26 protein-coding genes, 1 tRNA gene and 3 pseudogenes are annotated in these 25,847 nt (G+C 65.2%); 3 read left to right on the forward strand and 27 right to left on the reverse strand.

Annotated elements, in window-relative coordinates; all coding sequences use genetic code 11:
- Positions 1–476: 476 nt before the first annotated feature.
- The 8 genes and pseudogenes from ACP4J3_RS24685 to ACP4J3_RS24720 all read right to left on the reverse strand — a co-directional run bounded on the left by ACP4J3_RS24685 (position 477) and on the right by ACP4J3_RS24720 (position 9,872).
- The gene (locus ACP4J3_RS24685) at positions 477–1,592 is read right to left on the reverse strand and encodes a hypothetical protein (RefSeq protein ID WP_426537962.1); all 1,116 of its coding nucleotides are present in this window, start codon (positions 1,590–1,592) and stop codon (positions 477–479) included.
- Positions 1,589–3,964: an ATP-binding protein gene (locus ACP4J3_RS24690; RefSeq protein WP_426537964.1), complete on the reverse strand. Its 2,376-nt coding sequence runs from the start codon at positions 3,962–3,964 to the stop codon at positions 1,589–1,591. The genes ACP4J3_RS24685 and ACP4J3_RS24690 overlap by 4 nt, the downstream gene beginning before the upstream one ends.
- A 35-nt stretch (positions 3,965–3,999) precedes the next feature.
- Complete coding sequence (locus ACP4J3_RS24695; protein ID WP_426537966.1) at positions 4,000–5,694, reverse strand: Eco57I restriction-modification methylase domain-containing protein; 1,695 nt, start codon at positions 5,692–5,694, stop codon at positions 4,000–4,002.
- A gap of 266 nt (positions 5,695–5,960) precedes the next feature.
- A pseudogene (locus tag ACP4J3_RS24700) lies at positions 5,961–6,860 on the reverse strand (IS110 family transposase); the annotation flags it as partial.
- Positions 6,861–7,171: 311 nt separating this feature from the next.
- Positions 7,172–7,306 (reverse strand): annotated as a pseudogene (locus ACP4J3_RS24705) (IS481 family transposase); the annotation flags it as partial.
- A gap of 696 nt (positions 7,307–8,002) precedes the next feature.
- Entirely contained in the window at positions 8,003–8,869 is an 867-nt protein-coding gene (locus tag ACP4J3_RS24710) for a hypothetical protein (protein ID WP_426537968.1), read from the reverse strand.
- A gap of 35 nt (positions 8,870–8,904) precedes the next feature.
- Positions 8,905–9,393, reverse strand: coding sequence for a hypothetical protein (locus ACP4J3_RS24715; protein WP_426537970.1), 489 nt, complete (start codon positions 9,391–9,393; stop codon positions 8,905–8,907).
- Positions 9,394–9,605: 212 nt separating this feature from the next.
- Positions 9,606–9,872, reverse strand: coding sequence for a hypothetical protein (locus ACP4J3_RS24720; protein WP_426537972.1), 267 nt, complete (start codon positions 9,870–9,872; stop codon positions 9,606–9,608).
- Positions 9,873–10,378: 506 nt separating this feature from the next.
- Here ACP4J3_RS24720 and ACP4J3_RS24725 point away from each other — a divergent pair.
- Entirely contained in the window at positions 10,379–10,717 is a 339-nt protein-coding gene (locus tag ACP4J3_RS24725; protein WP_426537974.1) for a hypothetical protein, read from the forward strand.
- A gap of 1 nt (position 10,718) precedes the next feature.
- Here ACP4J3_RS24725 and ACP4J3_RS24730 read toward each other — a convergent pair whose 3' ends face one another.
- From ACP4J3_RS24730 to ACP4J3_RS24755, 6 genes are all read right to left on the reverse strand, one after another.
- Positions 10,719–11,024, reverse strand: a complete 306-nt coding sequence (locus ACP4J3_RS24730) for a hypothetical protein (protein ID WP_426537976.1) — start codon at positions 11,022–11,024, stop codon at positions 10,719–10,721.
- Entirely contained in the window at positions 11,021–11,206 is a 186-nt protein-coding gene (locus ACP4J3_RS24735) for a hypothetical protein (RefSeq protein ID WP_426537978.1), read from the reverse strand. Before ACP4J3_RS24735 ends, ACP4J3_RS24730 begins: the two co-directional genes overlap by 4 nt.
- Complete coding sequence (locus ACP4J3_RS24740) at positions 11,206–12,252, reverse strand: major capsid protein (protein ID WP_426537980.1); 1,047 nt, start codon at positions 12,250–12,252, stop codon at positions 11,206–11,208. The genes ACP4J3_RS24735 and ACP4J3_RS24740 overlap by 1 nt, the downstream gene beginning before the upstream one ends.
- 29 nt (positions 12,253–12,281) lie before the next feature.
- Positions 12,282–12,692: a head decoration protein gene (locus tag ACP4J3_RS24745; protein WP_426537982.1), complete on the reverse strand. Its 411-nt coding sequence runs from the start codon at positions 12,690–12,692 to the stop codon at positions 12,282–12,284.
- Between the two features lie 107 nt (positions 12,693–12,799).
- Positions 12,800–13,540, reverse strand: a complete 741-nt coding sequence (locus ACP4J3_RS24750) for a hypothetical protein (protein ID WP_426537984.1) — start codon at positions 13,538–13,540, stop codon at positions 12,800–12,802.
- A 77-nt stretch (positions 13,541–13,617) separates the two neighbouring features.
- Positions 13,618–15,132, reverse strand: coding sequence for a hypothetical protein (locus tag ACP4J3_RS24755; protein WP_426537986.1), 1,515 nt, complete (start codon positions 15,130–15,132; stop codon positions 13,618–13,620).
- Positions 15,133–15,500: 368 nt separating this feature from the next.
- Between ACP4J3_RS24755 and ACP4J3_RS24760 the strand changes: the two genes are divergently transcribed.
- Positions 15,501–16,967, forward strand: coding sequence for a pre-toxin TG domain-containing protein (locus ACP4J3_RS24760; protein ID WP_426537988.1), 1,467 nt, complete (start codon positions 15,501–15,503; stop codon positions 16,965–16,967).
- Between the two features lie 15 nt (positions 16,968–16,982).
- Positions 16,983–17,315: a barstar family protein gene (locus ACP4J3_RS24765; RefSeq protein ID WP_426537990.1), complete on the forward strand. Its 333-nt coding sequence runs from the start codon at positions 16,983–16,985 to the stop codon at positions 17,313–17,315.
- Positions 17,316–17,397: 82 nt separating this feature from the next.
- On the opposite strand, the gene ACP4J3_RS24770 is transcribed toward ACP4J3_RS24765, so the two are convergent.
- From ACP4J3_RS24770 to ACP4J3_RS24830, 13 genes and pseudogenes are all read right to left on the reverse strand, one after another.
- Complete coding sequence (locus ACP4J3_RS24770; protein ID WP_426537992.1) at positions 17,398–18,813, reverse strand: terminase large subunit domain-containing protein; 1,416 nt, start codon at positions 18,811–18,813, stop codon at positions 17,398–17,400.
- A 38-nt stretch (positions 18,814–18,851) separates the two neighbouring features.
- Complete coding sequence (locus tag ACP4J3_RS24775; RefSeq protein WP_426537994.1) at positions 18,852–19,394, reverse strand: hypothetical protein; 543 nt, start codon at positions 19,392–19,394, stop codon at positions 18,852–18,854.
- Between the two features lie 15 nt (positions 19,395–19,409).
- The gene (locus ACP4J3_RS24780; RefSeq protein WP_426537996.1) at positions 19,410–19,799 is read right to left on the reverse strand and encodes a DUF6193 family natural product biosynthesis protein; all 390 of its coding nucleotides are present in this window, start codon (positions 19,797–19,799) and stop codon (positions 19,410–19,412) included.
- A complete protein-coding gene (locus ACP4J3_RS24785) occupies positions 19,796–19,996 on the reverse strand; it encodes a hypothetical protein (protein ID WP_426537998.1) in 201 nt (66 codons plus the stop codon). The genes ACP4J3_RS24780 and ACP4J3_RS24785 overlap by 4 nt, the downstream gene beginning before the upstream one ends.
- A 79-nt stretch (positions 19,997–20,075) precedes the next feature.
- A complete protein-coding gene (locus tag ACP4J3_RS24790; RefSeq protein WP_426538000.1) occupies positions 20,076–20,540 on the reverse strand; it encodes a VRR-NUC domain-containing protein in 465 nt (154 codons plus the stop codon).
- Positions 20,537–21,442, reverse strand: coding sequence for a ParB N-terminal domain-containing protein (locus ACP4J3_RS24795; protein ID WP_426538002.1), 906 nt, complete (start codon positions 21,440–21,442; stop codon positions 20,537–20,539). The genes ACP4J3_RS24790 and ACP4J3_RS24795 overlap by 4 nt, the downstream gene beginning before the upstream one ends.
- Entirely contained in the window at positions 21,439–21,996 is a 558-nt protein-coding gene (locus ACP4J3_RS24800; RefSeq protein ID WP_426538018.1) for a hypothetical protein, read from the reverse strand. The genes ACP4J3_RS24795 and ACP4J3_RS24800 overlap by 4 nt, the downstream gene beginning before the upstream one ends.
- Positions 21,994–22,827, reverse strand: a pseudogene (locus ACP4J3_RS24805) (hypothetical protein); the annotation flags it as partial. The pseudogene ACP4J3_RS24805 and the gene ACP4J3_RS24800, both read right to left, overlap by 3 nt.
- A 141-nt stretch (positions 22,828–22,968) precedes the next feature.
- Positions 22,969–23,040, reverse strand: a tRNA-Gly gene (locus tag ACP4J3_RS24810).
- 139 nt (positions 23,041–23,179) lie between these two features.
- On the reverse strand, positions 23,180–23,380 hold the full coding sequence (locus ACP4J3_RS24815) for a hypothetical protein (RefSeq protein ID WP_426538004.1): 201 nt from the start codon (positions 23,378–23,380) through the stop codon (positions 23,180–23,182).
- Positions 23,377–23,787, reverse strand: a complete 411-nt coding sequence (locus ACP4J3_RS24820) for a hypothetical protein (protein ID WP_426538006.1) — start codon at positions 23,785–23,787, stop codon at positions 23,377–23,379. The genes ACP4J3_RS24815 and ACP4J3_RS24820 overlap by 4 nt, the downstream gene beginning before the upstream one ends.
- A gap of 598 nt (positions 23,788–24,385) precedes the next feature.
- Positions 24,386–25,423, reverse strand: coding sequence for a ParB/RepB/Spo0J family partition protein (locus tag ACP4J3_RS24825; protein ID WP_426538008.1), 1,038 nt, complete (start codon positions 25,421–25,423; stop codon positions 24,386–24,388).
- A gap of 123 nt (positions 25,424–25,546) precedes the next feature.
- Positions 25,547–25,750: a hypothetical protein gene (locus ACP4J3_RS24830; RefSeq protein WP_426538010.1), complete on the reverse strand. Its 204-nt coding sequence runs from the start codon at positions 25,748–25,750 to the stop codon at positions 25,547–25,549.
- Positions 25,751–25,847: the final 97 nt, after the last annotated feature.

Here is a 25,847-nt window from a genome sequence, read left to right on the forward strand (position 1 = left end):
TGCGGCGCAAAATGAATCTACGCCGAGAATACGTGCGACAGCTGTGGCTGCATCCTCGTTGCAGAGCATCGCGTGCCCGTCCTGATGTGCCAGAACCAAAACTTCCGACTCACCTTGGTCTGCAGAAGCTGACGAATTCGACGGGTCATGATGCCGTGAAGCAGCCTGTACGCGCGCGCGCATGGCTTGGACCGCCTGTTGGTCACTCAATTGTGTCGGCTCGCCCAAGAACCTTTTTGCCCGCGCGTCCCATTTTCGGGCGGCATCTCCAACCGGGTTCCGTCGGCGAGAGTGATTAGTCAATTCACCCGAGACTGCCTCAGTCCAGAATATGCGACCGAAGTACCTATCTCGGAATAGCCTTATGCCTTTAGGTATGTGGCCAAAAGAAAGAAGAGGTCCGGTATCCGTGACGACCGATCGCCCCCCGGTTTGACCGACACTTTTCGACTCTTCCACGCCCGAAACGCCCCCCATCAGATCCGCGCACGATCCTCTTTCGCCACCAGCGCCTTAAGGGTGGCATCATCCTGTACATCCTCTATGCTGGCCCATGGTTCGTCGGCAAAGACGGGCCACAGGTCTGGGCTGAGCCTGACTGCGTCTGAGGAATCAATCACCCACTGACTCTCGACATAATCTGAGTCAATTACAGGAACGGGGTGCTCTTCTTCGATGAAGTCGAGCTCATCACCGTGTAGCTCCGAGATCCTCTCGGTCAGAGCATCAGCTTCACTGGTGTCCCAGTCTGCGTCAGCGACAATGCTGTCGATGAACAGCTCAATCCCAGCACGCCACCATCGGCGGCCGCAGAAATCCCTAAGGTTGCCGCAGTATTGGAAAGGTCGCAGAATACGAGCCAGCTCGGAGTCTGACTCCATCACAGCATTGAAGGACTGAAGGCCAAGGCGGAGACGCAAGGACGCGTGCAGGTCAGACAGAAGGAAACTAGGGTAGGGCAGAATCCTCTGAGTGAACCACCGCAGCCAGGAGGAGCCAGCCGTGTAGTCTGCCACCGAACTGTCTGGTGGACGGCATGCATCCACCTGAGCCATCGCAAGCTTGCTCCACTCGCTTTCCTCGAGGCTTAGCCACCCGGCTCCGCTGTCCCAGTCGGCGCCTCCAGCAAATACCTCCCGCAGGCTATGCGTGGCAGCCGCAAGTTCTACGATACGTCGGCTCTCGTTCTCGTCATTTTTATTGAAGGCCCAGTCAAGGTCATGCTGTGTCGCCAGGGCTGACTCTCGGATTCCTGCTGGTAGAGCTGCTCCAAGTTTGGCGAGCTCACCACTCCGCAAAACGAAGGCAGGCGCTACCTTGTTTGCCCATGCGTGCCTTTGAAGCACCCGGACCACTGCCAAGCCGTCGACTGGAAAAAAGGCAAGAGTCTCGGGATGTGAGTCCGCCCCCCACTCCAGGTACTCGTCCACTGCCACTACTGAGGCATCCTTGATGTCCTCAATGGTCACTTCCTGGGGCGTCTTGACGATAGCCCTGAGACCTAGGTTGGATATAACGCTGGCGCGACCCTTTTCTGCTTCGGGCTTATCATCCACGATCAGGATCAGCGGGTTTGCAGGGGTCTCTGTCATACTTTAGCTCCTCGCGGGGGAAGAGAGATCTGGACAGCTGTGGCGAAACCTGATTTCGGATTAGTGAAGTAGATCTTTCCGCCGTATTCTTCGATGATGCGACGGGTGATCGGCAAGCCGAGACCCAACCCTTGCCCCAATACAACGTCAATTTCCGTAGTGGTGGACTCGAAGGGTTGGAACCAACGCTCAGAATCGACGAGATCGACTCGATTGCCGGTATTGTCGACACGGATCACTGTGTTTCCCGAAGCGTCTACATGTCCGCTTACAACTACCTCGCCGTTGCTCCCGATGGCCTTTACGGCATTGGTCAACAAGTTAGTCATTATGACGGTCATTTCAGCGGGAAACATAGGTGGTGTTTTGGCTGTTGACTCCAAGTCGAGAGTGAGGCGAATGCCGCGCTCCCTCATTGTCTTGGCAAGAAGCTGAGTCGAAGAGCTCACGATGTCCGGCAGACGCATCCGCCTACGCCTGCGCCTAGCGTCCGGACCTACAACATCTGTCAGGTAGCTACTCTGACGGGCGAGTGATTGAACGAGTTGCTCGACGGCGTCGGATAGCTGGCCCAGAATCTGCCGCCTCTCCGCTGGACTCGCTGAGACCAGGAAGCTTGCCAATTCGCGCACAGTATTTGCTTGTCCCAAGATCCCATTGATCTCGTGCACGAAGGCTGCAAACTGAAGCCCGACGCCGGCCAGAACCCGAAGCATCGTGCGCTCTTCATCCCAAGCGCGTTCCCGTGACTCGGCCAATTCGGCGGCGATCTGAGCACGTTCTACCTGAGCCCGAGCTTCTTGAGGGAGATTTGGTGTATCACCTAGGATGGTTAGTTCCTGGCGCACGGTAATCAAAGGTCGCTTAACAGCTTCCTTTGGCGGAGCTTGTGGAGGTACTTCCTCAGCCGGTGCCTCGTCTGCGGGCGTGGGTGCGCTTTCATCCTCGGATTCTGATCCAGTATCCGAGGAGAGACGGCTCTCCAAATAGAGCGTTTCTTGCGCTTCCTCCTCGGCTTGTCGCTCCCGGAGGTTAGCTGCACGCGCTCGCGTGACGAGGTCGATTCCCGTCCTCGTAAGGTTTCGGAGAATCTCGAAAGCCTCGTCCTCTACGAACCCCTCTCGATTCACCACAGGTCGAAGGGCCTCAGCGCCATCTGCAGTGAGAAAGACCGCACCGAAATATTGGTCATTGCCCTGGCTCAGATACCCTTCGTTCTCTTGAGGAAGGAGGACCGTGCTTGACGTCTCAGCGAAGTCAATTTCAAAAGTCCGTGGCTTGCGGGCATAGTCTCTGTCCAACCCAAGCCAGTCATCACGTCGACCGCCATACGGGAGTACCCGGAATCCTTCCAAGTAAACTCTCACCCCGCCGCGGCGCGAGTTGAATCGGATAAGCTCGGACGCTCGATTTTTGGTGCCGAGGGACCCTTCGCGGGCGTAGATGCGCGCTTTGAAATGTGGTCCTATGTTCGAAGAAGGGTGTTCTCGTGTGAAGAGATAAGATCGCGCGTTGTTTAGACGCTCGGTATAGGTGCGAGTAGGTTGGATGGAATATTGGACGAGAGGCCCCGTCGCATCGATTTCAAGCAACCAATGGGATCGAGAGATCAGTTCAGACCACAGCGATTCGCCAGCATGCAAGTCGCCTTCAGTGATGATCTGGAACCCTGGGTCATTAGCGCCTGTCGAGCTCGGGTTGACTTCTCCGATCAGGCTTTCTTCGCCTACGAGGTTTCTACCGGGAGGGAGAACTAGCTCTGTGGCAGGACGGGCAGAGTGCAGTTCATCGAGGAACCTGTTCAGTTGCGCAGGCTGCCAGGAGGACTTGAGACTGCTGAGTTTCAGGGTGGTCCCGGGAACCTTTTCAAGAGGATCCGTAAGGACTTCCACCTTTAGACCATTAGTAGCAGTGTCCAGCGTTTTGTTCAGGTTCTCTAGAGCGTCCCAGTCGATTTGCGCTCGAACTCCGGTTGGGGAATCGGTAGCTTCTCTCCTGAAGACATCAGTGTTGGGCACAGAAATCACCTCAAGCTTGCGAGCAAGCTTGTGCGCACTGAGGCGCCCCACCCCTTTAGCGCCCGTATACCGGCGTCCATAGAGTGGACTTCTCCGACTCCCACCTTCTTTGTACCGCCCGGCGATTCTAAGAAACGCCTCCCGGAAGACGTCGTCGGTCATGCCGTTTCCGTCGTCGCTGATCTTTATCGATCCAGAGTTTGCGAGGTTATCCCCTCGAACGCAGACGCGCGTCGCATCCGCATCGTAAGCATTCTTGATGAGCTCAATCAATGCCGTACTGTCTCGACCAACAAGTAGTTCTCCCAGCTCACGGAAAAGGTGGGTGTCGACGGTGAAGCGGAATTCGTCCATCTCTCTCTCCTGCACTTACCTTTGCCCGAGATGGCTCATGCGCCTAGCCCGAACACGGTGTCGGGGACATGCAACCCAGAAAGTGCGCGTGGCTCCAGCTTGAATATTCCATCGCTGTGCCGGCGGGCAATCGCCCGTAGGGAGTTTTGGCCATCCTCGCTACGAAGCCATAGGGCCAGTGGTTCCGCGACCCGCTCGGCGGTAACTCGATCGAGCAGTCTTATCCCGTAGAGAGAGTTCGTTGGAATCGCTCCGACGGAGTTGTTGACCACTTTGAAATTTGACTTCGACATTGGCGCGATCAGGATATCTGGGATGGGCACTTCTTCCACGGCATACCATGGCGAACGAACCTTGCATAGATACCGCTCTGGCGTACCCTTTTCTTCTCCTTCGCGCACGAGAGCAGCAACAACCGGGTTAGTAAGGTCGGCTTCATCTAGGCGAAGCAGCCAACGCCTGACACCTTGTTTACCCATGCCTTCGTGTTGTTTCGAAGTCAAGTCATCGAATGCAATGTTCCGTAGGCTAGGAAGGGCCCGGACATATGCAGCTTCTGGAAGAGCTGATACGTCGGTATCAGAGCGGAGGAAGAATTTATTGTCACCCGTGGCGACCCCACGTCGAACGGTCGCGATTTCGCTCAATGGTCGAGTGAATGGATGTCCCTTGCTACCACCGTTGGCCCTTTTCTGTGACAAGCTTTCCGGGGTGAAGACAGACGGTACGCTGCTCGCGCGTGTGCTTTTTGCGACGCTCTCAGCTACGTACTTGCCGCTACCGTGCTGAGTGACTTGGAAGTAGAGCAGGTCTTGCTCTTTTTTCATCTGCGGACCGATGAGTACCACCATGGCCGAGACCTGAGCGTTGGGAAAAACTGAGGAGCCGTGAGGGAACATGTGGATTTCGACCGGACGGCTATTGAGCTCCCAAAGATGCTCGCGGATATGCTTTCCGTAGTGAGTTTCGAGCCAGTTAGCGGGGAGCAAGAAGCAAACCGTGTCGTGTGCCTTCATCTTCCGCAAAGTGGCCGCAAGGAAATGTGTAGATAGCCCCGCCTGGCCGCTTGGGCAGAGTTTACCCGAGGCTTCTTTGGCCACCCTTTTTGTCGCCGGGTTCATGAGATGGTGTCGGGTATATGGCGGGTTGCCAATTACGAGTTTGCGAGTGTCTTTGTCGAGGTCTTCGCCTTGAATCCAGTCCAAATAGTCATAGTGATGGAAAACTGGTTCCTGGCTGGTACCCATAGCTGAGCACCTAGCTGCCAGAAGGCCTAGGGTCACGACGTTAACGTCGATCGCATGCACGGATGCATGCGGCCATTTGTACAGCGCTGCTTCAGTGAATGCCCCAACGCCGGCGCCAGGATCAATGATTACGTCGGGTTCTGGCGAGACCGATGTCACGCGCGTCAGCATGAAGTCAAGCACTGCTGAGGGAGTAAAGAAGGTACCGAGCTGTCGTCGATTCGGACCGGCGACAATACGTTCGTAGACAGCCGCGAATAGAGCGCTGCCGTCGTCGCTCTTCAGAGCGGAGCCGACGCGCGAAACCAGATCCTGAGGAGGGCGCGGAGCTGTCTTGGCCCAAGCGGCCACGGCGTCTGGCCACCGGTCTAGTGAGCTAGGTGTCGGACCATAGATCTCGGCCAGGGCCGCTGCTAGCCCTCCCAGTGCCGCAAGCGACTGACGTTGCTTCAGCGTCGCACCAGGGATCATCGCCTGAGCCATGGGTTCGACTCGGGACCGTCGGCACCAAGAGACGACGGTTTTGACCAAATCTGGGTCGTGTTGAGGCATAGTCATCTCACCAGTGTGCACGTTGACATGCATGCCCAACTGCCGACTCCCCACCCTGTCACACTCGGGGTTGGCCTGAGAGTACCGTCTGTCACGACGTAGGTCACGGCAACGAACGTGCACTTGGCTCGTATGGATCTAATTGCGCGAATTGGTGCCTTGACGGTGGTTCCAGGCGCAGTCGGTGTGAGGCCGCCGAAGCGGGTGTGGCCGTCGCCGAGTTCGGCCAGGACGCGGGCGTCGGTGAGGTGGCCGAAGCCGGGGAAGCTGGTGATGATCTCGGCGTCCTCGTGGGCGGTGAAGGCGTCGACGACCGCGGCCTCCAGTTCGTCGGCGCTGGGGCAGGCCGCTTCGTACTGCCGCAGCAGAGCAAGGGTTTTGGTACCCATCGCCTGCTCCACCAGGGGTGGCTGTTGCATCTGGGGTGCGCGCAGTAAGCCGTGGAGGCGTTCGACCTCGCCGGTGATCTCGCGTCGGCGGCTGGCCTTCTTGAGGATGGCTCGCAGTTGGGGGGCAGGTGAGCTGGGCGGCTTGTGTGGGTGTGGGGGCTGCGGCAAGCAGGGTGCGGCTGACGGGTGAGGTGAGGCCCTCGCGGAAGTGTTGGAAGGCGGGGAAGTCTCGCGCAGGTGGGAGCACAGGCGGTTGCCGGTCTGGACGCGGTCCCAGACGGCGTCCTGCTGGGCTCGGGCCAGGACGGTGATGGCCTGGGCGAGGTGGCTGTCGGCTGGCATGGGGCGGTGTTCGGTGGGGTCGGTGCGCAGGATGTGGGCCAGGACTCTGGCGTCGAGGTGGTCGGACTTCTTGCGGCTGAGTGCGTAGCGGTCGCGGTAGCGGGTGGCGGTGAGCGGGTTGATGACGTAGATCGGTCGGCCGGTGGCGCGCAGGCAGGCGACCAGGAGTCCGTGGGAGGTCTCGATGGCGACGGGGATCGGGTTGTCGGGGTTGTCTCCGTGGCGGGCCAGGAGGTCGAGGAGCTGGGTCAGGCCCTTGGGGCTGTCGTCGATGCGGAGCTTGGCGAGGTGGGTACCGGTCTCGTCGAGCAGGGCGATGTCGTGGTGGTCGGTGGCCCAGTCGATGTCGTAGAACATGCTGGTCATAGGGGTGTCTTCTGGTTGGCGGTGGTGTGCTGGTCCTCGCTGGGCAGGGGTTGCGCGTCTTCCTAATGGCAGGGCTTACGGGCCCGTCATCCGATCGGTCGTTCGCAATCCCAGCGGTCGTCAGGGGCCTCGGTCAGTTGGGGAACTGAGGGTTCGCCGAGCGGTGAGAGGTGTTCCCTGACGACGGCTTGGACCACGAGGCAACGATGCTGCTGTTGTGTCCTCCGCACGATGAAGAACGTACGAGTGAGCTGGCATGTGGGGTCGACTCTGTCTCGGGAGGTCAGGCCTCAGGAGCGGCTACGGATCACCGCCTGCCGACTGATGCCGAAGTACCGGCAGGTCATGGCGACGTTGCCGGTGACTTCTTCGACGTGGCGTATGACCGCCAGGCGCCGCTTGGCCTCACGGTCAAGCGGCGGGGTGGTGGAGGTGGACTTCGGCATGTGGATCTCCGTAGTGATCGGAGACCCAGGTGTCAACGATGATCGTCAGTTTTAGACGCCGCGTAGACACGGCCGCGTGGCTGGTCGAGCCGGGGGTCCGTAAGCGGCGCCGTCCGCTCCCCACAGCGCGCCCTGACCCCAATCCCCGTCCACACCCGCCGCACCCGCTCCGAGTGGACGGACTATCCGGCCTGGAAGGGCTGGGACTGGACGTACCCGGAGGTCAGCAGTGACTACTACAAGTATGGGTAGGGCTGAACCGGCGAGTACGGACGGCCGCACTTGATTTCCTCAGCCCGGTGGCATAGCCCACCAGCCTTTTCGGCGGTGTGATGGTTTCCCCGATGGGCTATGTGCATCGTGAAGTCGCGGGTCACAGATCCGGGTGTGAGGAGCGGGCCGGATACTCGCGCTGGTCGGCGGCCCATGCCCAAGACGTAGATCATCTGGCAGGCCGGTCTCGGGGGATGCGTGGTTGGATGCGCGACCGCCCGGCTCCCACCTACGATCCCTTACCAGACCAGCACGCGGGGAGATGTCGGGAGGGTGCGGGGACGCTGGAGCGAATCACCGCCCGCCGGGCCGAACTGGACACGCTCGCCGAGCAGCTGACCAAACATCTGCAGCAGGTCCAAGTCGAGCGCGAGGAACTGCTGGTGGCCGAGCGGGTGCTGCGCCGCCTGGAAGAACAGGCCGTCATCGGGCCGAGACCGCTGCGACCCCGACCAGTACTCGGGTCGCCGGGCGGGCCCAGCACGCCCCACTCGCGGAGAACCGTGTCCAGGCTTCCTGTTGCCTGGCCTCCGCAGAGTTCGACAGCTCCTGCGTGGCCTGGGAGGGCTGCCCGTTCGGCGCCGCCATGGTCCGTATCAGTTCGCCCAGGACTGCGGCCCTCTGCTCACGGCTCATGTCCACGTCGGCGATGAGCCGCTCTGCTGCGAGATAGCGGGAGAACTCGAGGGGCTGGTCGAAGTAGGCACGCAAGTGACCGGCCGATATCTCCTGCGAGCGCACGAAGGTTCTGCTCACGTATCCGGCGAGCCCGGCGGCGGTGACGCCGAGTGCGCCTGCTACCACGCTGGCGGCGGTGGTTTCGGCTCGCAGGGCGAGCACGCTGAAGCCCACGAGCAACGCGAAGCCCACGCCCATGACGATCTGCGCATTTCGGAAGGACTTCTCGGCCTGGCCAAGGGCGATCCTGTGGTAGTGGTCGAGCCGGGCGTGCGTTACGGACCACAGTGCGTGCAGAGCGAGTGCCCGTCCCTCCGACCCGGGCCGCATCTCGTACCCGGGCACCGGTACGGCTGATCCGGTGACAACACCTGGAGCATCAGGTTCCACGTGGTAGGGAGGTGGGGGCATGCCCTCTGACACCTGGGTCGGCGCTCCGGCCTCGGGCGAGTTGCGTCGCAGCGCAGCCTCCAGCCCTTCCTCTGCTGAACGGACGCGCCTGCTGCCTTCCTCGCGCTCCTGCTGGGTCCGCCGCTCGTACAGGACCATTCCGAGAGCAGCCGCGACACCCAACACCGTGGTCAGTACGGCAATGACATTCTCAAGGGTCAACCACGGCTCGTCTTGCGCCTCGTACGACTCCATCGTCACGCGGGCGTCCCGCAACTGGACTCGTACTGGCAGTTTCCGGTGCCGGACATGGCCAACGACAGGGTCAGGGCGTCCGCGGACTTGGCGATGGGCACCTCCACCAAGGCGTCGTCCACTGCTCCTTGCAGGCGCCAGCCCGGGTCCGCGCTGCCGTCCTCCGAGCGGATGTCCACCGGCTGCCCTTCCGCAGGGCACTCCGCAACATTGCCTGCCGTTCGAGTCAACAAAAGCGTGGCGGCGAGCGTGTTGTAGCCCTCCGGCAGCCTGAAATCGACGAGCGTCTCTCCTCCTGGCTTCAGCGTCGGCTGCCGCGGCTCACCTGCTCGTACCGAGAGAGGGTCACTGGTGTCGCTTCGCCACACCACAATGGCGGCGAGGGCAACCACGCATACGGTGAGCAATATCGTGATCAAACGAGCCGCACGGGAGAAGATGGGCTGCCGAACAGGTCGTTCCTCTTGGTGCTGATGATCCGGATCCGCCATGCGCTCAGCATGCCGACCGCCTCGCGACGCGTCTGCAACTTCAATGATCTCGAGTCCGGGTGATGCACCGCCTGTCCGGACAACTGCACGCCGGTGCCGAGCAAGCGACGCCCGCGCGCCCATGGGCCCCAGCCCTCCCGGCACGGCCCCGCGTGACCGGCACCCTCGAACGGAGCCGCGAGGGGGCCCTGCCCCAGGGGCTGAGCTCTACGTCACCTGGCGGGTTTGATACGGAGGACGGCGGCGGTGTCGAGGATCTCGACGACCTGAAGGCTCATGGCGTCGTTGATGGTCGCGGCGGGTCCCTCGCCGCAGCTCAGCCGGACGCCGCCGCCACCCTTCGACGACACGCTGCTGCCCCCGGCACAACCTGAAACGCTGACGCCCGACCCCGTCAGCAGCGCGGCCATCTCGACCCGGCCGCCGGTGATCGCCGTCACCTCGATCGGCCCGAGACCGTACGTTTCCGGCACGGTCACCACGTCCCCCACGGTCACCTCGACCTCGCACGTCCCTTCAGCGCACGGCCCGGTCGGCGAGGACGACGGCGTGCCCGTCTCCGTGGGAGTCGGAGTGGGGTCGGACGCCGGTGACGCGGAGCCGGACCCGCTGGGCCGGCCCTCGGCTGGGGGCTCATCCGAAGAATTCAAGGAACACGACGTGAGAGCGGCGAACACAACAGCGACAACGACGGTGACGGCGGTGGATGACGTTCTACGCATCATGGCCGCCACGGAACCACCTCCCGACCGGGACCCCTCCCGCCCCATCCAGGCAGGCGCGCCGCCAAGACGCCTCCCCGGGGGGTGTTCGCCACCGCGCTGTGACCAGCGCCGCGCCACCCACGGTGGCCGGATCACGCCATAACGGCGATGCCCCCGGGGGTGGTTGGTGTGGTACACGAAAGAAGGACAGCCCCGCTGAGGGCTCCGGGACGGCTGTCTACCAGTCGAGCCTGTGGTTGCCCACGGCCACCTTGGCGCTCGTGAGTGACCTGCTGCGCGGCCATCTGAAGAAGATCGGCTCGATGCCGGGGACGTTGCCGCCGAGTGTGATCATCACAATCGTGCTCGCGGTCCCACGCCATGACCATCGGTTGGCCGAGATTGCCGGCGGTAGCCAGGCCTCCGCCTCCACGGTGCGCCGCTGGCTGCGGGGAGTGCTCCTCCTGCTGCCGTCGACTGCGATCGCGCGGCGACGTGGGGTGGGACACTCCTGGTCGGCCGTCGCGAAGCCCCGGCCCGGCCGACTCGCCGTTGATCCCAAGTACGTCTCCTCGCACGAGCAGAAGGTGTTCAAGCGCCCTGGTGCGCAGGCCGCGTAGGTCAGCGGCTGTGTCGACGCAGCAATGGGACGGGGGTCACGCGTGCGCTTTCGTCCGGTCTGACTTCCTCGAGTGCTGTGATCTGTCGCTCCAGCGCTCTTACGTTCTCCGCATTGTTCACGGTGGCGATGCCCTGGACCGTCACAGCGAGGGGATCCGAGACGAGAGCCGCCTTGCGTTCACGGAGGACCTCGACCGCGACGGCTTGGAGTGAACCGAGACGCTGGTAGCGGGTGCCAAGGTCGGCACGGTCGGCTTCGCCGAGTTCCGAGCGGAGGTAGGCGTAATCGGCCTCGGTCAGGCTCACGGCGCCTCGGCCTTGATGCTACGGGACCGGCGAGGTGGCTCGGACGCCCAGGCATCGGGGTGGGTGATCTGGTCTGCGATGGCCGGGTCGTTGACTTGCTCTCCGCCCTGGAGAAGCAGGGTCTCGTGGGTCTTCGGATCGGTGACGAAGACCGCGGTGGCCAGAGTGCGCGCGGTGGGCATCAGAGGACCTTCGCGGTGATGTGGATGTCAGGGACGTACATGACCGGCATGGCGACCGCGGCACCCTTCGTCCATACTTGGACCGGATCATCCTGGTAGTCGGCGGTGATGACGATGCCCGGGGCATCCTCACGGGTGATCGCCGGCTTGGTACCGGAGGACAAGACCAGGGACTCGGCGGTGATGCCGTACTGGGTCTCCGCCCAGGACTCGGGGTTGGGCGGGAGCAAGATCCAGCGGTCCTCCGGGATGACACGCTGGTAGACGTCGTCGACGGAGATCTGGACGTCGTAGACCGTGATCGGTGGGAGGTTGTAGCGGGCGCGCACCACCTCGACCTCGTTCGGAGCGAGGACCGCGGTGGGGGTGGTGGAGCCGTTGACGCTGCCGTAGTACGCCGCTCGGTAGGCGTCGTTCGCGGCCAGTGTGGCGCGGGCCTTGTAGGACGTGAGCGCCCGGGCTGGGAGCGGGGCGCCGATGGAACGCAGGTATTCGATCCAGCGCAGTTCGTCGGCGATGGGGTCGCTGGTCGGGTCTGACCAGGGCTTGGCGGCGGTGGGCATGTTGGCGGCCGGGACGCCGAAGTCGGCTTCCAGGGTGAGGCCGTTCTCGCCGTTGAGGGTGAACTTGCCGTCGAGGAGGAGGTCGCCGGCGGCGAGCTCCATGCGGTTGTGGATGGACTCGACGTGGCGCTCGATGTCGTCGTAGAGCAGCTCGACGAACTCGGAGGCGTCGGCGCCGCGGGCAGTGTCGAGGAGGATCTGCTCCAGTTCGCCGACGATCAGCTTCTGGCCGAGCGGGGGCAGCATGCCCTCGGTGATGATCTTCTCGGCCTGGCGGCGGGCGACGGCGGTCTGGGCGTCATACGCGCGGAACTTGGCGGCGTTCACGCGGCGCTTACTGCTCTTGATTCTGAACTTGACGGAGTTCAGGCGGCGTTCGGGCATGACTGTGCGGGTCAGCTCGAAGTCGGCCGGCGTCTGCATGGTGCGGGCGAAGGCGTTGAGGTCGGCCGCGTCGATATCGCGCAGCAGGGTCTCGAGCATGGTGGGCGGGGCTCCTTGGCGGGCGTGTGTCAGATGAAGTGGATCTGCGCGGCCGAGTCGGTGATGGTGGACACGTCCAGGCCGCCGGGGAGGTGAGTGGCGGCGATCACGCCGTGCCAGAACAGGGCCGCGCCGGCGCGCGTGCCGCCGGGGGTGAAGGGCACGTCCGCGAGCAGGACGCCGGTGAAGGTGGCGCGGCCGTCGGTGGCGTCCTTGTCCCAGGGGCCGTACAGGCCGGTGGCGGTGACGCGGCCGAGGGGGATGCCGGCCTGCATGACGTTGCGGGGCTGGCCCAGGGTGGGTGGGGTGTAGTGGGTGCCCTGGGTAAAGAGGGTCGTGTCGAGCGTGATGGTGAGCGGGGTGTCGAGTCCGTGGACCGATGCCAGCCAGGGGCGGTCGGCTGTGGCGGACTCGGAGTAGGTGATCGGCTGGAGGTCCACGCCAGGTTCTTTCGGGCAGGCCGTGTCGGCGGTGAGTCCGTACGGTCACCGGGTGGTGCCGTAGTCCGCGGGTACGGGGGGCGCGGTCCCCGTGGGTGGCCGGGGAGTCAGGAGGTCTTCAGGTGGCCTCGGCGCCGGGCGATGTCCAGGCCGAAGTGCCCCGGGCGGGGCGGGGTTCCGCCGGAGCGGGAAGGGACCGCGGCTGGGCTACCCGAGGGTGGAGCTGCCGGGGCCTGTGGGGTCCGTGAGCCGAAGAGTTCTGGGCGGCGCTGCTTGAGATCCTCAGCGGCCTGGGCCAGAGCGGTGTCATCGGAATCCGGGTAGACCTGGCGGGCGAGCAGCACGACCGCGTCCTCCAGTTCCGTGCCCGTGGCTCCCAAGCCGACCAGTGCAGCTCGGCGAGCAGCATCGCGCTCCCGGGCAACCGCCGCTGCCTCACGGTCCTGCGCCTGCTGTTCGCGGTCCCTGGCGGCCTGTTCGCGCCGCTCGACTTCGGAAAGGCGTCCTCGTTCGTCGTCCTTCCGCTGCTGTTCCGCCTGGCGTTGACCCTCCACGTACTCCGTCAGGGCCTTCGCCGACTCGAAGCCGAGTTGGCCGAGCAGGTCCCGCACGCCGGCGCGGCGACCCTGGTCCTTCTCGCGGGCAAAGCGGCGGGACAGTTCGTCCTGGGGGATCGTGACCATCGACCCGTCGGTGTCCTCCGTCGTCCTCTCGGAGCCTGACGACGGCGGTGCACCGGGGTCGTCTGAGGAGGCTCCGAGGATCGGCAGGATCGGGCGGCCGTCGCGGCGGTATCCGAGCGGGGCGAGCGGCAGGGGCGGGCTTGTGCGCGGCGTTCGTACGGTCATGGGCAGGACTCCTCGCCCAGACGCCCCCCGCGTCGGCGCGCAGTCTAACCATCAGTGGGCGTCGTGTGGTTGCCTTCTCAGAGGATCAGGCGGCCTCGTCGCTCTCTGCTTCCCCCTCGTCGTCGGTGTTCTTCCGTGCAGCCGCCGACATCGCGCTCCCGGATGCGCTCCATTTCGAGGGCGGCGTCCTCGATCGGGAAGCCGGCATCGACCAGCAGTCGTACGGCCGTCTCGAGTGAGAGCACACCCGCCTGGACCCCTTGCGTTGCCAGGTCCAGGGCGGCGGACAGGTCGGTAGGCAGGTAGGCGCCGAAGGAGATCGTGGCGCGGGGGTTGTCGCCGGGAGGCAGTGCACCGCCGAGCTGGTATAGCCGCTGCACCATCTTCAGCAGCAGCGGGTACTTCGCCTCGCGGGCCAGCCGCATGGAACGGACCATGGCGTCCAGTGGGCCGAAGCTGAGCTGCAGAGCGTATCCGGACGGCACCTCGGAGGGGCGGACCGTGCCCAGCACGCTGCTCGGGAGGCGGGTCACCACCGACAGGCGGTCGCGCAACGTCTTGACGTACTCGCGGAGTTCGGCGAGCTGGGCCGAAGTGTCGACGGTACTGAGCTGTCCACTGTCGCCGAGCGGCCAGACCATTCCCGGTTCCACCTGGACCGGCAGCGGGTTGCCGGTCCTGCGGTCGACCGGCAGTCGTGCCCCGGACAGGCCGATGATCGGTGAACCGGTGGTCGCCGAGGCGCGCTGGCTGTCCGTATCGGCTGCGGCGAGGTCGTCAAGGAGCTGTGCGGCGGAGAGCAGGCTCGACTGGCCGAAGTGGTCGGCACCGTTGATCGTGTTCGGGACGTGGATGACCGGGATGAAGTCCAACTGGAGGTCGAGCCGGTTCAGGACCTCGCCATCGGCGTTGGTACGGAAGCGGGCGCGTGACAGGGAGAGCGCGTCGATGTCGTCGATCTTGTCGACCTGGTCCAGGTCCCATTCGGCGTCGGTGAGGTAGCAGGTGACGTTGCTCGGTTGGCTTGACCACGAGTAGGTGCGCATAGTCCCGCCGCCCTCTCCGATGGGGCCCAGCTCGTACGTGACCCTCCGCAGCGTGCCCTTGCGGCCGGTCGTCGCGTCCTCTGGTACCTCCCACGCCAGGTGCACGCGGTCTGGGTACTCCGTTGCGTCGAGCGCGCCGTCCGGCAGTACAGGAAAGTAGAAGCCGGGGTCGATGACCTTCAGGACAGGGCGGGCCTTGGTGCGTGACCAGGCCAGCAGGTAGACGGTGTCGCCCAGCAGCACCGCGGTGCGCTCGGCATGCTGCATCCGCATCGGCAGATGCTCGGCCTGTGCCCACTCCCGCAGCAATGCCTCGCGTTCCTGGGCTGCTGTGCCGTCCTCGGCGCCCTCGACGACGATCTGCTGCGTCTCGCCGAGCAGATGGCTCAATGTCTGGTCGACGATCAGGGAGGCGTCGCCATACTCGCGCCGGTCGTCGCCGTCCTCACCGAGAAGAGGGGCGGCCTGGTTGTTGTCGTAGGCGGCCAGCACGGTGTACGCGGCCAGCCGACGGCGTTCCGACTCCGGCAGCCACGATGCCGCCATGGGACCCGGCAGCCGCGTGGGGCGCCCTTCGGCCGCTGCTTGGAACGCCGGTTTGTATGAGAGCGCTCCCCAAGTGTCGATGATGAGCTGCCGCCAGCGCCGCATGTCCGCACTCCCGGGTCGTGATCCGTTCCAAGGGCGGCGCAGCCTAACGAGAGTCCTGGGCCTTCGACGCCACATCAGCGGCCGGACCCTCGTTGCGCGGTCTCGTCACCGACGGCCCCATTGGCCGAGAACCTTCCTACTCTCTAGTAACATAAGTGTGCACATTTTCGCCAAACGGCGTCTCCGGTCTGTCGCCCACTCCCTGACCAGGGGTGACCTCCTTACGGGGGTGCGGGGCATTCCGTGATGACGCGGGGGAACAATTGAGACAGAACAAGCCGGTATCCCGGATCGTCACTGCCGTCCTGGCACTGGTCCTGGCCTTGACCGGAACCGTCGCCGCCGCGCCCGCACAGTCGGCCGCCGCCGCATCGAGCCCCCTCGCCTCCTGCAAGGACCTGACCCCTCTGAAGAAGATCGGCTGTGTCAGGGACGCCCTGAAGAAGACCGCCGATGCCTCGGTGCAGGAGTGCTTGAACAAGCCACTGACCGAGCGCCCGGCCTGCCTTCAGAACCTGGTCCATCAGATAGCCGAGCGAGGTGTCACATGGTTCCTCGTGCTGCACCTCATCCATGAGGCCCGCGACGGACAGCTCGATGCCCAGTACGCATACGACGCCACCGTCAAGGCATACGCGGCAGCGGACGATCCGTCACTGCTGCTGACGGACAAGGCGCTCCGCACGAAATTCCTCCAGTCCGCCGCGCAGGCGGAGAAGAAGGGCAGGGCCGCCGCCGAATTCGGCCGCGAGGCGGTGAAGGCCACCAAGTCGACCGCCAAGCTGCTCAGGGACACGATGTACCTGATCAAGGAGCTGGAGGTCGGCAAGACCTACAAGGACATCATGGGTGCCCTGGACACCATGAACGCCGGAATGGCGCAGATGAACTCCGGGCTCGACCAGATGAACCAGGGTGTGGCGGAGGTCAACGCCGGGCTCAAGCAGGCGAACGCCGGCATCGACCGCGCCAACAGCGGCATGGCCCAGATGAACAAGGGGATCAGCGAAGCGAACAAGGCCCTGGCCGAGACCAACAAGGCCGTCAAGAAGATGGCCAAGGGGTTCGAGCGGCTGAACCACATCACCCCCGGCCGGATCGACTTCGACTTCTCCAACCTGGACACCCTCTTCGGCAGCAAGAAGTCCTTCGCCCAGGACGCGGCCCAGCAGCGCAAGCTGTCCGTGCTGCTCGACCTCACCCCGGGGATCGGGGACATCAAGGGCATCTGGCAGGCCATCACCGGCACGGACTCCGCCACCGGTGAACCCCTGTCCGGCCTGGACCGCGCTGTGGGAGCGGTCGTCATCCTGCGCACGATGAAGGCCGGGTACAAGGGCGCCGACAGCCTGTACAACGCCTCCCGGCTCACCGCCGTACTGAGCACCACGGAGAAGGCCAACCCGCTCATCGACAGCCTGCGCAAGACCGGCAAGCTCCCCTCGAACTACGTGACGAAGAGCCAGGCCGCCCAGAAGGGCTGGGAACCGGGCAAGGCACTCGGCAACCACGTGCCGGGAGGCCAGATCGGCGGCGATGTCTTCCGCGACCCCGCCTCCATCGGCCTGCCCACCAAGTCGGGACGTGTGTGGTACGAGGCCGATGTCGGCCTGACCAATACCATGAAGCGGTCCAAGCAGCCGGGCACGCGACTGCTCTACTCCGACGACGGCCTGCTGTACGTGACCACCGACCACTACAAGACCGTCGATTTCGTCGGCACCTATTGAAAGACCCTGGCCGTGATGACAGACGAGACAGACGGAACAAACGAAGCGGAACCCACGGTCCCCGACTCACTGGTCATCGACCTGACCAAGGTACGGGACGCCGAGGAACTCCAACGGCTCCTGCAGCGGGAGCTGATGTTCCCCGACTTCTACGGCCGCAACTGGAACGCCTTCTGGGACGCGATCACCGGCCTCGTCGACCTCCCGCACGAACTGACCCTCGCCGGATGGGCCGCCTTCTCGGCGGCGCTCCCGGCAGAGGCTCAGAAGCTGCGTGAACTCCTCGACGACTACCTCAGCGAATACGGCCAGTACCTCGCGGTCCCGCGCCGCATCCGCTACCAGTAGTACCGCCCCACGGCCCCGTGGTGGGTGCCGACCAACAGGCCGGCACCCACCCGGGGCTCACGTTGCTGAAGTGGCCTCCCCGTCATCGGCGGCCTTGCAGACGCCGGTCCTGCGCTCCAGTCGGCGCGCCCGGCGCCGATGCGTCGAGGAACAGGTCTGTGAGAGCCCATACGCACGAGTCGAGTAGGTCCGGCGATTTCTCCTCGGCCTCGGAGGCGCCGACATACGTCGTCATCTGCTCCTCCAGCACTGCGAACGTCCGCGGGGGTCCGGCGTGGCTGATGCGCGACTGCTCGTACAGCATTGCCACCGGGGCCGCGCGGGCCCGCTTGCCGCGGGTAGCGTGGACGACGCGACATGGGACCGTCGGATCGACCTCGGCGAGGAGAGCGGGAAGGTAGTCGCCGCCGTTGTTGGCCTCGATGACCACGCAGTCCGCTTGGTGCTCGTGGTACAGGGCAGCGGCTCGGCGCATCGCGGCGGTCGGGGTGTAGCGGTCTTGTTCGGCGTGCAGGACGTAGCCGCGGGGGCGGCGGTCGCCGTACATCTGCTCCAGGGGAAAGGAGCGGCCGGCCACTGTGAAGGCGGTCAGGTCCGCGGTATCCGTCGTTGTGACCGCTGGGTCGACGGCGACGACCAGGCGGTCGAGCGGCGGGATTGCGGTGCGGGCGATGCGGAAGCCCTCGACCTCGAACATCCATTGCTTCCACAGGGCGCCTTCGACGTCTTCCAGAAGGACGCCGTCGAGTTCCTGGCGCCCGAGGCGGGTCCCGCCGTATTCGGAGTCGAGTTCGGCGAGGGCGGCAGGGGAGAGGTTGGCGCGGTTGTCCTCGGTGCGGCCGGTCGTCAGCACCACGGTGGAGCCGGGGCGGCGTCCGCGCTCTACCAGGCGCTTGACGTGGGGGAGTGGCTTGGGGGTGGTGGAGACGACGACCTGTGGGCTCGGTGCCTCGCGTAGGCAGAACCACAGCATGTCGTACACCGACTGGGCGGTGTGGCGGTTCCAGGCGGCGTACTCGTCGAGCCAACCCTTGTCGAAGGCGAAGCCGCGCAGGTTGTCCGGGGTTTCGGCGCCGAAGCCGTAGATCGTCGAGCCGTTCTTCAGGCGGAGGGTCGTCAGACCGTTGCCGGGGCTGTAGCGGCGGATGTCCTCGGGTGGAATGACTGCCAGGAGGCCGGACTTGGGGGATTCGAAGCAGATCTCCTTGACCAGGTTGGCGTTCTTCGCGACGACCGCGATCATCGTGCCCGGAGTGGTCGTCCATTCCCATACGGCCTCGGCGGCGGACTTGGTCTTCCCCCAACCTCGTCCCGTCAGCATCATCCATGCCGCCCAGTCGCCCTCGGGCAGTCGTTGCGCGGCGCGGGCATGGTGGTGCAGCCAGCCTTCATGGGGCAGGCCGTCGCAGCCGGTGCGGTCGCATGCCCAGCGGCGTGCCGACGAGGCGTCCGCCTCGATCAGTGCGGAGATCTCGGCGTGAAGCTCGGCGTCGGACATGCCTGCGGGGTCCGGCAGCCCGGTCGGGGAGTGAGCGGTCAGGTCTGTTCACCGCCCAACGATCCGATACGGGCCTCAAGTTCACGACGCAGCTGTTCCATCCGGGCGCGGCGCTCCTCGTCCGTCAGCCCGGACACCTCCGTCGTCTCAGGGCCCCTCGAAGCCGGGCTGACGTCGCCCACGTCCATGCCGTATGCCTGGCGCTCGATGCGGATCGTCACCTCAAGCCAGCGGATCACGTCCGACGGGCTGAGGCGTGAGGGGTCGAGTTGCTGGAGCTGGGCGACGATCTTCGACTGGGCGGCGGAGGCGAGGCGGGCGTGTCGACGGGCGACCTCGCGGGCGGCTTGGTGTCGTTCGGCGCGCCAGAGCCGGTCCTGTTCGCGGTCCCACGCCTCGGCGCGCAGCACCCAGCGGTGGGCCGTTGACCAGCGTTCGATGAGGGTGCGGGACTTCACCAGCCGCTCGGCGACCTTGCCGATGCTGCGGGACAGGCCGAGGTCGCGGTAGCAGGCAAACGCCTCCCACGCGGCGGCCGATTCGCCCGGCTGCCGCTCCCATGCCTCGGCGCTGTCCGCCATCCGATCGTCGTGCTCCTACCCGTCTGCTTGTGCCCTCTCCTGTTGCTTCAGCTCCGCCGCGGTACCGATGAAGGCCCGGCCACAGCCGGAGGGCAGGCGCTCGACCACCAGGGCGACAGCCTCGTGCGCGGTGGCTGCCTCGCCGATGTGCTGACTGCGCGATGGTCCATCGACCCGGTAGCCACCGCCGGTCAGCGGAGCAGCGTATGGGATGTCCCAGGTGAAACGCGGCTCGGTGCATCGGCTGAAGTGCAGCTCCCACATGCCCGTCCAGGGGTAGAGCCGCCGCAGCCGCGGCTCCTCGTACGCGGCCTGCACGAGCGCCGTGAAGCTGTTCACGAGCCAGGTGGGTCCGCTCGCCGTCGGTCGGATCCGCTGCCATTGGGCTTCCACGATGTCGGTCACCCCGTCATTCTGCGCAGCGTCGGATCGCGCAGCCCCAGGTGTTCCAGGAGGTCGGCGCAGTCCGCTCTGCGCTGCCCCCGGCTCCGGCCCACCGCACGAGCGGCGACCTGCAGTGCGGCTCTGCGGCGCACGGCCTCAGGCAGCGGGGTGACCGAGACCGTGCGTTCCCACGACGAGGAGTCCTTGGCCAGGTTCATTGCGCGATCCGTTTGCGGACGTCGCCCGGCGTCGCCTCGACGTCACAGAGGCGGGCGTGCTTGATGGTCGGCAAGTCGTTCACGGCGTAGGCCTCCGGAAGTTCGGCGGAAGTGTGGCGCGTTGCCGGGCGGGGCCGAGGACGCGCAGCACGGTGTGCAGATCTCGCGGTCGCCATATGGCGACTTCGAAGCCGCTGTCGGCCAGGTGGGCCAGCCACTCTCGCTGAGCTGGGCGGATCCGTCCCGCGTCTGTCTTGAACTCGACAAAGAGCGTGCGATGTTGGTCGAGATGGCCGAAGACCTCGTCCGGCCAGCCAGGATCGGAACGGCGGGAGTCTGCGGTGTGGTACTGCAGCCGCCAACCGTAGCGGACGGCTATGCCGCGGACCTGGCGGCGCCACTGCTCCTCGCTCGCACCCATCCCCGACTCGGTCGTCTCCTCGACCATGGGGTAGCGCTCGGCCTCCAGATGGTCCAGAGGGCCGTATCGCTCGGTGAGCAGCTTGCGGTACAGATCCTCGTTCGCCTTCCAGACCGCGCTCACGTCGCGCCGGCCAGATAGTCGGCGGCCCACAGTTCCAAAGCCCGCCACCGCTGCCCGGCCTCGATGTCGCCGTCCCGCTCCATGCGGTCGATGGCCCGCTGGACGACCGCTGCGGCGTCGGCCGGCATGGTGCGTGTCGCGAGCACCGTCTCGATCGGAGCGGTGCCCTTGCGCTTCGCGGTCAGCTCGTCGGGGTCGTACCAGCCCTCCGCCAGTTCGCCGAGGTGCCGCTCCACGACCGTGAGGATGATCGCGAACGCGGCAGCGACGTTGCCAATGTTGTGCGCGCCCTTCGTCGTGTCGAGGGTGTCCAGCACGCTCTCGTACTGCTCGATGCGTGCCAGCCAGCGGGCGTCGGCGGCGGCCGCCTTCCGGGCTGCTTCCAGCGCCTTCTCCGCAGCCTCCTTCTCCTCCGGCAGAAACACGATCTGCACGGTCGCGAAGTCCAAGTTCGCCTCCGCGAGGCTTGGCACGGTGACCTCGTCGAGCAGGTCGAGGGTCTTGTCGTCCAGCCCCGAGTACAGGCGCATGGAGACGTCCTCCAGCTCCTCGTACAGCGCCTTCAGCGTCGCCGGGTCGTCCTCGCCGGCGATCGCGTTGTGGGACAGTTGCAGCGCGATCTGCTTCTGGCGGGGGAGTGGGTCGGTGATCTCCAGCCAGAAGATCGTTGGCAGGCCGGCCTCGATGGCCGCCTTCGTACGGTGGTTCCCGGACAGGACGATGCGGCGCCCGGAGTCGGCGTTGTGCCACACCAGCGGGGTCGACGTCAGGTGACCGTCCTCGCGGATGTTCGCGACCAGGCGCTGGAACTGCTCGTGCCGCATGAATCGGGCGTTCACGTCGAGCAGCGTCAGGTCGCGCGGGTCGCCCTCGACGATGCGGGGCTTGCTGAGCTGGGTCACCGGGGTGTGTCCTCCTGGAGTCCTTCGGTGATGTATCCGTGCTTGCGGCTCCACTCGGCGAACCCCTCGGCCAGCGACCAGCGGCCCAGCTCGCTGCCGTAGTCGAGCTGGTAGCGGTAGGCGGGGTCGGTGGAGTCCTTGCGGGAGTTCAGGCGCAGCAGCCCGCGGTACTTCATGGACGCCGGGCGCTGCGTGAACGCCGTCGTGTTCAGCCGGGTCAGGCGGGTGTTCATGGTCCGCTGCGCCAGGAACTGGGCCTCCCTCGACAGCGCCGCGTACAGCACGAGCTTGGCCAGGCGCCCGTACGACGTCGGCGCCACTGGGAAGTCGGAGAGCATGTACACGTTGTGCGGGTCGTACTTCGGCGTCGAGAACGCGAACGCCCCCACTACGAGCCCGTCGGCCAGGACCGTCAGTGCCATCGTCGGGGTGCCTGGGCGGATGTTGTGGTTCATGTACTGCGAGCGCAGCGTTGCGAACTGCCCCATGGACAGCGGGGCCAGCGTCAGCGTCCCGCCGAGTCGCCGGCCCGGTACCAGTCGTGGGGCGCACACCGGCTCCAGACGCTGATTGGGGCGCACGATCCGTGACCGCGGCACCGACGAGTACACGTTGATCGGCAGCCCTCGGTTGGCCGTCTGCACCTGACCGCGTAGATGCCCGGCCAACTCGTCAACGTCGAAGTGCAGGCCGAGCATCCAGTGCGGCCGGTCGGTGACGCGCTCGATCAGCGTCTGCTTCGCCGCGTCGTCCAGCGTCGGGTACTCCGGCGCCGGCCACTGGAGGTGCTTGTCCAACGCCGCGAACTGGCCCTCGTAGTCCCCCGCGTAGAACGGCGGGAAGGCCACCACGGGCGCATCGTTCGGCACCCGCTCGGCCAGCCACTGGTTCACGTCCATCGGCGTGTACGAGGCGAGTCGCAGCGGCAGTGCCTCGATCTTCGTGACCGTCTTGGCGTGGAGCTCGGGGAACTGCTTCCGGTACGCGGCCAGCATCCGCCCGTAGTACGGGTGGTCGCCGCGGCCGAGCTACTGGAAGAAGCGGGAGCCGAGGAGGACCACCGCGAGCGTTCCCGCCCTGCTGTCGAAGTAGGGGGCCAGCCAGGCGAGTTCGCCCGCTGACTCGGGGCGGATCGTGATGGGCAGCTCCTGGCCAGCGAGGTACCAGCCGATCGCCGACGAGTACAGCTGCACGTCGCAGCCATGGAGCCGGAAGCCAGTGTCGTGCAGGACGCGCTCGATGGTGAAGTTGCCCGAACAGCCGACATAGACGTCTTCGGCCTGACCGCGCCAGGTTGCTGCGTGCTCGTGGATGATCGCGCGAAGGTCCGCGGGGATCGAGCCGTGGAACAACGCTGCCTCCCCTGCACGGAGTTGGTGGGGCAAGGACGCGGGACCGGAGGGGCAGGGGGCTGGTCCTGCCGTGCCGGGCCGCCGGGGAACCAGGAGGCGCGGGGGACGCCTGGAGGGGGGGTGGTTCCGTGGCTGGTCGGCTCCGCACCACGTGCCTGTGCGGACGCGTCCTCGAGCGCCGGGCCCGACTCGAACGGGCTCCTCCCCACCGGGGGCGGGGCGTGCTGCCAGGTGCACTACCGGCGCGCGGCGAGGCGACCTGGACGGTCGGTCGCCTCGCCACTGATTGAACGGTATCAGACGCTCAACTGTCGCGACACATGTAGAGGGCGCGGTACTGCGCCCGCCACATGAGCTGGTACCCCTCGGGTTGTGACGAGGGCGGCTACTCCTCCGGGGAGGCGACGTCTAGCAGGCTCAGCGTCCCCGCCGGGCACTCCGACTGGGGCTTCGGTTTCACCTTCGCCTTGCCCGGCCCGGGCGCGAACAGCTCCATTTGGCCTGGCGGTGCCGGCCTCGGCTGCGGCGGGGCCTCGAAGTCCTCGCGCTTCATCTCGGCCCAGTTGGGCCTCTGCTTCTCGGTCACAGCAGCGTCCCCTGCTCGTATCCCGGACCGAGGGGCCCCAGCTCCCTCACCTTCGCCCCGGTCCTCTCCTGCCACCACTCGGCGAACATCCGCCGGTGGCACCACTGCTCCGGCTTCGCCAAGTCCTCGAAGCACAGCAGCACCAGCCGCAGGTCGCTGGCTGCCACCGCGATCTCCTGGAAGCGGGAGGCGAAGAACTCGACTCCATGCCGCTCCAGTTGGGCGTGGTACGCCGTCTCATACGCCGGGCGCGCGGACCCGAAGTACTCCCGGCTCGGTGCGGCCTCTCGTACCTGGTGCTCCAGCGTGTACGGCAAGGTCCACCGCGGCGCGCCCAGGGTGATGCGCACCGGTACACCCATCGACGGCTCGAAGCCCTGGTACCTGTGTGTGAACAGTTCGAACATGCTCCTCCTCGCTGCTGGGCCCATTGGGGCCTCGACATGAGGTGATGGCCGGGCCAGGGGCTCGCCCCCAACCCGGCCATCACCGCTTACACCGCTTCCCGGATCCTGGCCTGCCCCTGAGGCTTGGCCAGGTCGAGGAAGTAGTCGAGATGGTCGTTCTCCGTACGGCCACTCCTCGCGGAGCTCGCGATTCGCTCTCTCGGCCCGCTCCCGGCCTGTCTCGGCGATGACGGCCAGCCTGGCCATCAGTCCGTGACTGACCTCGGACTCCTCGTCCACGATCCACTCCTGATCGAAGATCACGACGTCGGTCACGATGCCTCCGCTCCCTGTGGATTTATTAAGGCGGTCAAGAGATTGAGCTTATTCATGATAATTAAATACTATCATCAACATTACGTGCCGCCAAGTTTCATTTATCACTCAAGCGTGGTCGAGGGGAAGCAAGGGCTCCCCGCCCCCCTGGGCCCATGCTCCGTCCGCCCCCAGATGGAGGTGCCAAGCCACCCCACGCTCACCCCACTTCCGCCGCACCCCGTACGCAAAAGTGGCCGGGAGTCCTCCGGTGGGACCCCCGACCTACTCTCTGCTCAGGATCTCAGGCAGCCACCGGCTCCTCCTGCTCCCGCCCGGCAGTCGCCTCCAGCTTGGCTGCCTCCGCGAGCTCGGACTCCGTCGGCTCCGGCTCGCCCTCGCCGCCCTCCGCCTTCGGCTCGACCTCCAGCTCCGGGCGCACCGTCAACTGCTTCGCCTCCGACATAGCCTTCGCCTTGCGCAGCTTCTTCACGGCCTCGGCGGCCGACTTCCGTACCCGCTCCACCGCGTCCAGGTGCTTGCCGACCTCGCCCTCGAACAGATCCGCCAGCTCCGTGGGCGTCAGCTTTGCAAGCTCCTCCAGCAGAGTCCCGGCCCGCTCGACCTGGTCCACCTTGGACTTGGCCTGCTTACGCTCCTTGGCCTTGTCCTCCTTCTCCTTGGTCGACAGCTCCTTGTCGGAGAAGAAGCCTTCCTGGTTCTCCTTCATCCGCAGGGCCTGCGCGAAGGTCGAGGCGTCGGTCTCCGTCTTGAAGTCGCCCTTCATGTACCGGGTGACGGCCACCTTCTGGTTCGCCGGCGAGAGCTTGGACAGGTACCAGGCGAAGTCGGCCTTGATCTTGCCCTCGGTGACCAGTTCCGCGATGTCGGTCGTGAGGTTGAGCAGGTCCATCCGCCACCGCACGTAGTCGGTGGTCTTGCCGAACATCTCCGCGATGGCCTCCGCCATGTACCCGAACCCGACCAGGTCCGCGTACGCCTGCGCCTCCTCCATCAGCGTCATGTCCGCGCGGCCGATGTTCTCGGAGATGCCCATCACGAACGCCTTCTCGTCGTCCACGCTGCCGACGACCTTGGCCTCGATGGTCGAGGCACCCTCCACCAGGTGCATCGCCCGCCACCGGCGCTCACCCATCACGATCTGGAGCTTGTCGCCGGCCGGGCGGACCACGATCGGCTGGAGCTGGCCGACCGAGCGGAACTGGGCGGCCAGCTCCTCCAGCTTGGCCTCGTCGAAGAACTTGCGGGGCTGGTCCGGGTTGGGCTCGATGTCCGCGAGCGGGATCGCGATGACCTCGATGTTCGCTTCGGTGACGCTCATGTCGCTGACTCCTTGCGCTCTTGTCTCGCAGGATGGGTTCCTGTGAGGTAATAACTAAATACTATGATCAAACGATCATGGGCATCAAGTGTTATTTAATTTTAGGGGTGGCCGAGTTCGGGATCATTCGTCTGTCAAGATTTCATCTGTCTCAACATATGTCGAATCTAGGAATTCCGGGTCCAGTTCAGAGTCTGCCCCGGTGAGCACCTTCCAGATTTCCATGTCCCGCCAGCCCTCCGTGCCGTCTGAGTCGACCTCTGGCTCCCTGGCGGGATCGGTCTCACCGGTCGGCCCCGTTGTGCTGGACGGTTCGTGCTGTTCCACGCCTCCTCCTCGACGGCCTAAGACGTCGTCTCATTTGGTGAGTCTGCGGTAGCAGATGAGGCTGCAGGCGATGGCGGTGAAGGCCAGGAAGTGCTCG

The organism is Streptomyces sp. UG1, from assembly GCF_049974585.1.
In the GTDB taxonomy this organism is placed as follows: Bacteria; Actinomycetota; Actinomycetes; order Streptomycetales; family Streptomycetaceae; genus Streptomyces.

Excerpts from the sequence above, each read along its gene's own strand:
- ACP4J3_RS24765 (WP_426537990.1), top strand. The coding sequence starts at position 16,983 with ATGACAGACGAGACAGACGGAACAAACGAAGCGGAACCCACGGTCCCC.
- ACP4J3_RS24715 (WP_426537970.1), bottom strand. The coding sequence starts at position 9,393 with ATGGCGGATCCGGATCATCAGCACCAAGAGGAACGACCTGTTCGGCAG.
- ACP4J3_RS24820 (WP_426538006.1), bottom strand. The coding sequence starts at position 23,787 with ATGTTCGAACTGTTCACACACAGGTACCAGGGCTTCGAGCCGTCGATG.
- ACP4J3_RS24825 (WP_426538008.1), bottom strand. The coding sequence starts at position 25,423 with ATGAGCGTCACCGAAGCGAACATCGAGGTCATCGCGATCCCGCTCGCG.
- ACP4J3_RS24775 (WP_426537994.1), bottom strand. The coding sequence starts at position 19,394 with ATGGCGGACAGCGCCGAGGCATGGGAGCGGCAGCCGGGCGAATCGGCC.
- ACP4J3_RS24735 (WP_426537978.1), bottom strand. The coding sequence starts at position 11,206 with ATGCCCACCGCGCGCACTCTGGCCACCGCGGTCTTCGTCACCGATCCG.
- ACP4J3_RS24740 (WP_426537980.1), bottom strand. The coding sequence starts at position 12,252 with ATGCTCGAGACCCTGCTGCGCGATATCGACGCGGCCGACCTCAACGCC.
- ACP4J3_RS24685 (WP_426537962.1), bottom strand. The coding sequence starts at position 1,592 with ATGACAGAGACCCCTGCAAACCCGCTGATCCTGATCGTGGATGATAAG.
- ACP4J3_RS24690 (WP_426537964.1), bottom strand. The coding sequence starts at position 3,964 with ATGGACGAATTCCGCTTCACCGTCGACACCCACCTTTTCCGTGAGCTG.
- ACP4J3_RS24750 (WP_426537984.1), bottom strand. The coding sequence starts at position 13,540 with ATGACCGTACGAACGCCGCGCACAAGCCCGCCCCTGCCGCTCGCCCCG.
- ACP4J3_RS24755 (WP_426537986.1), bottom strand. The coding sequence starts at position 15,132 with ATGGCGGCATCGTGGCTGCCGGAGTCGGAACGCCGTCGGCTGGCCGCG.
- ACP4J3_RS24695 (WP_426537966.1), bottom strand. The coding sequence starts at position 5,694 with ATGGCTCAGGCGATGATCCCTGGTGCGACGCTGAAGCAACGTCAGTCG.
- ACP4J3_RS24785 (WP_426537998.1), bottom strand. The coding sequence starts at position 19,996 with ATGAACCTGGCCAAGGACTCCTCGTCGTGGGAACGCACGGTCTCGGTC.
- ACP4J3_RS24770 (WP_426537992.1), bottom strand. The coding sequence starts at position 18,813 with ATGTCCGACGCCGAGCTTCACGCCGAGATCTCCGCACTGATCGAGGCG.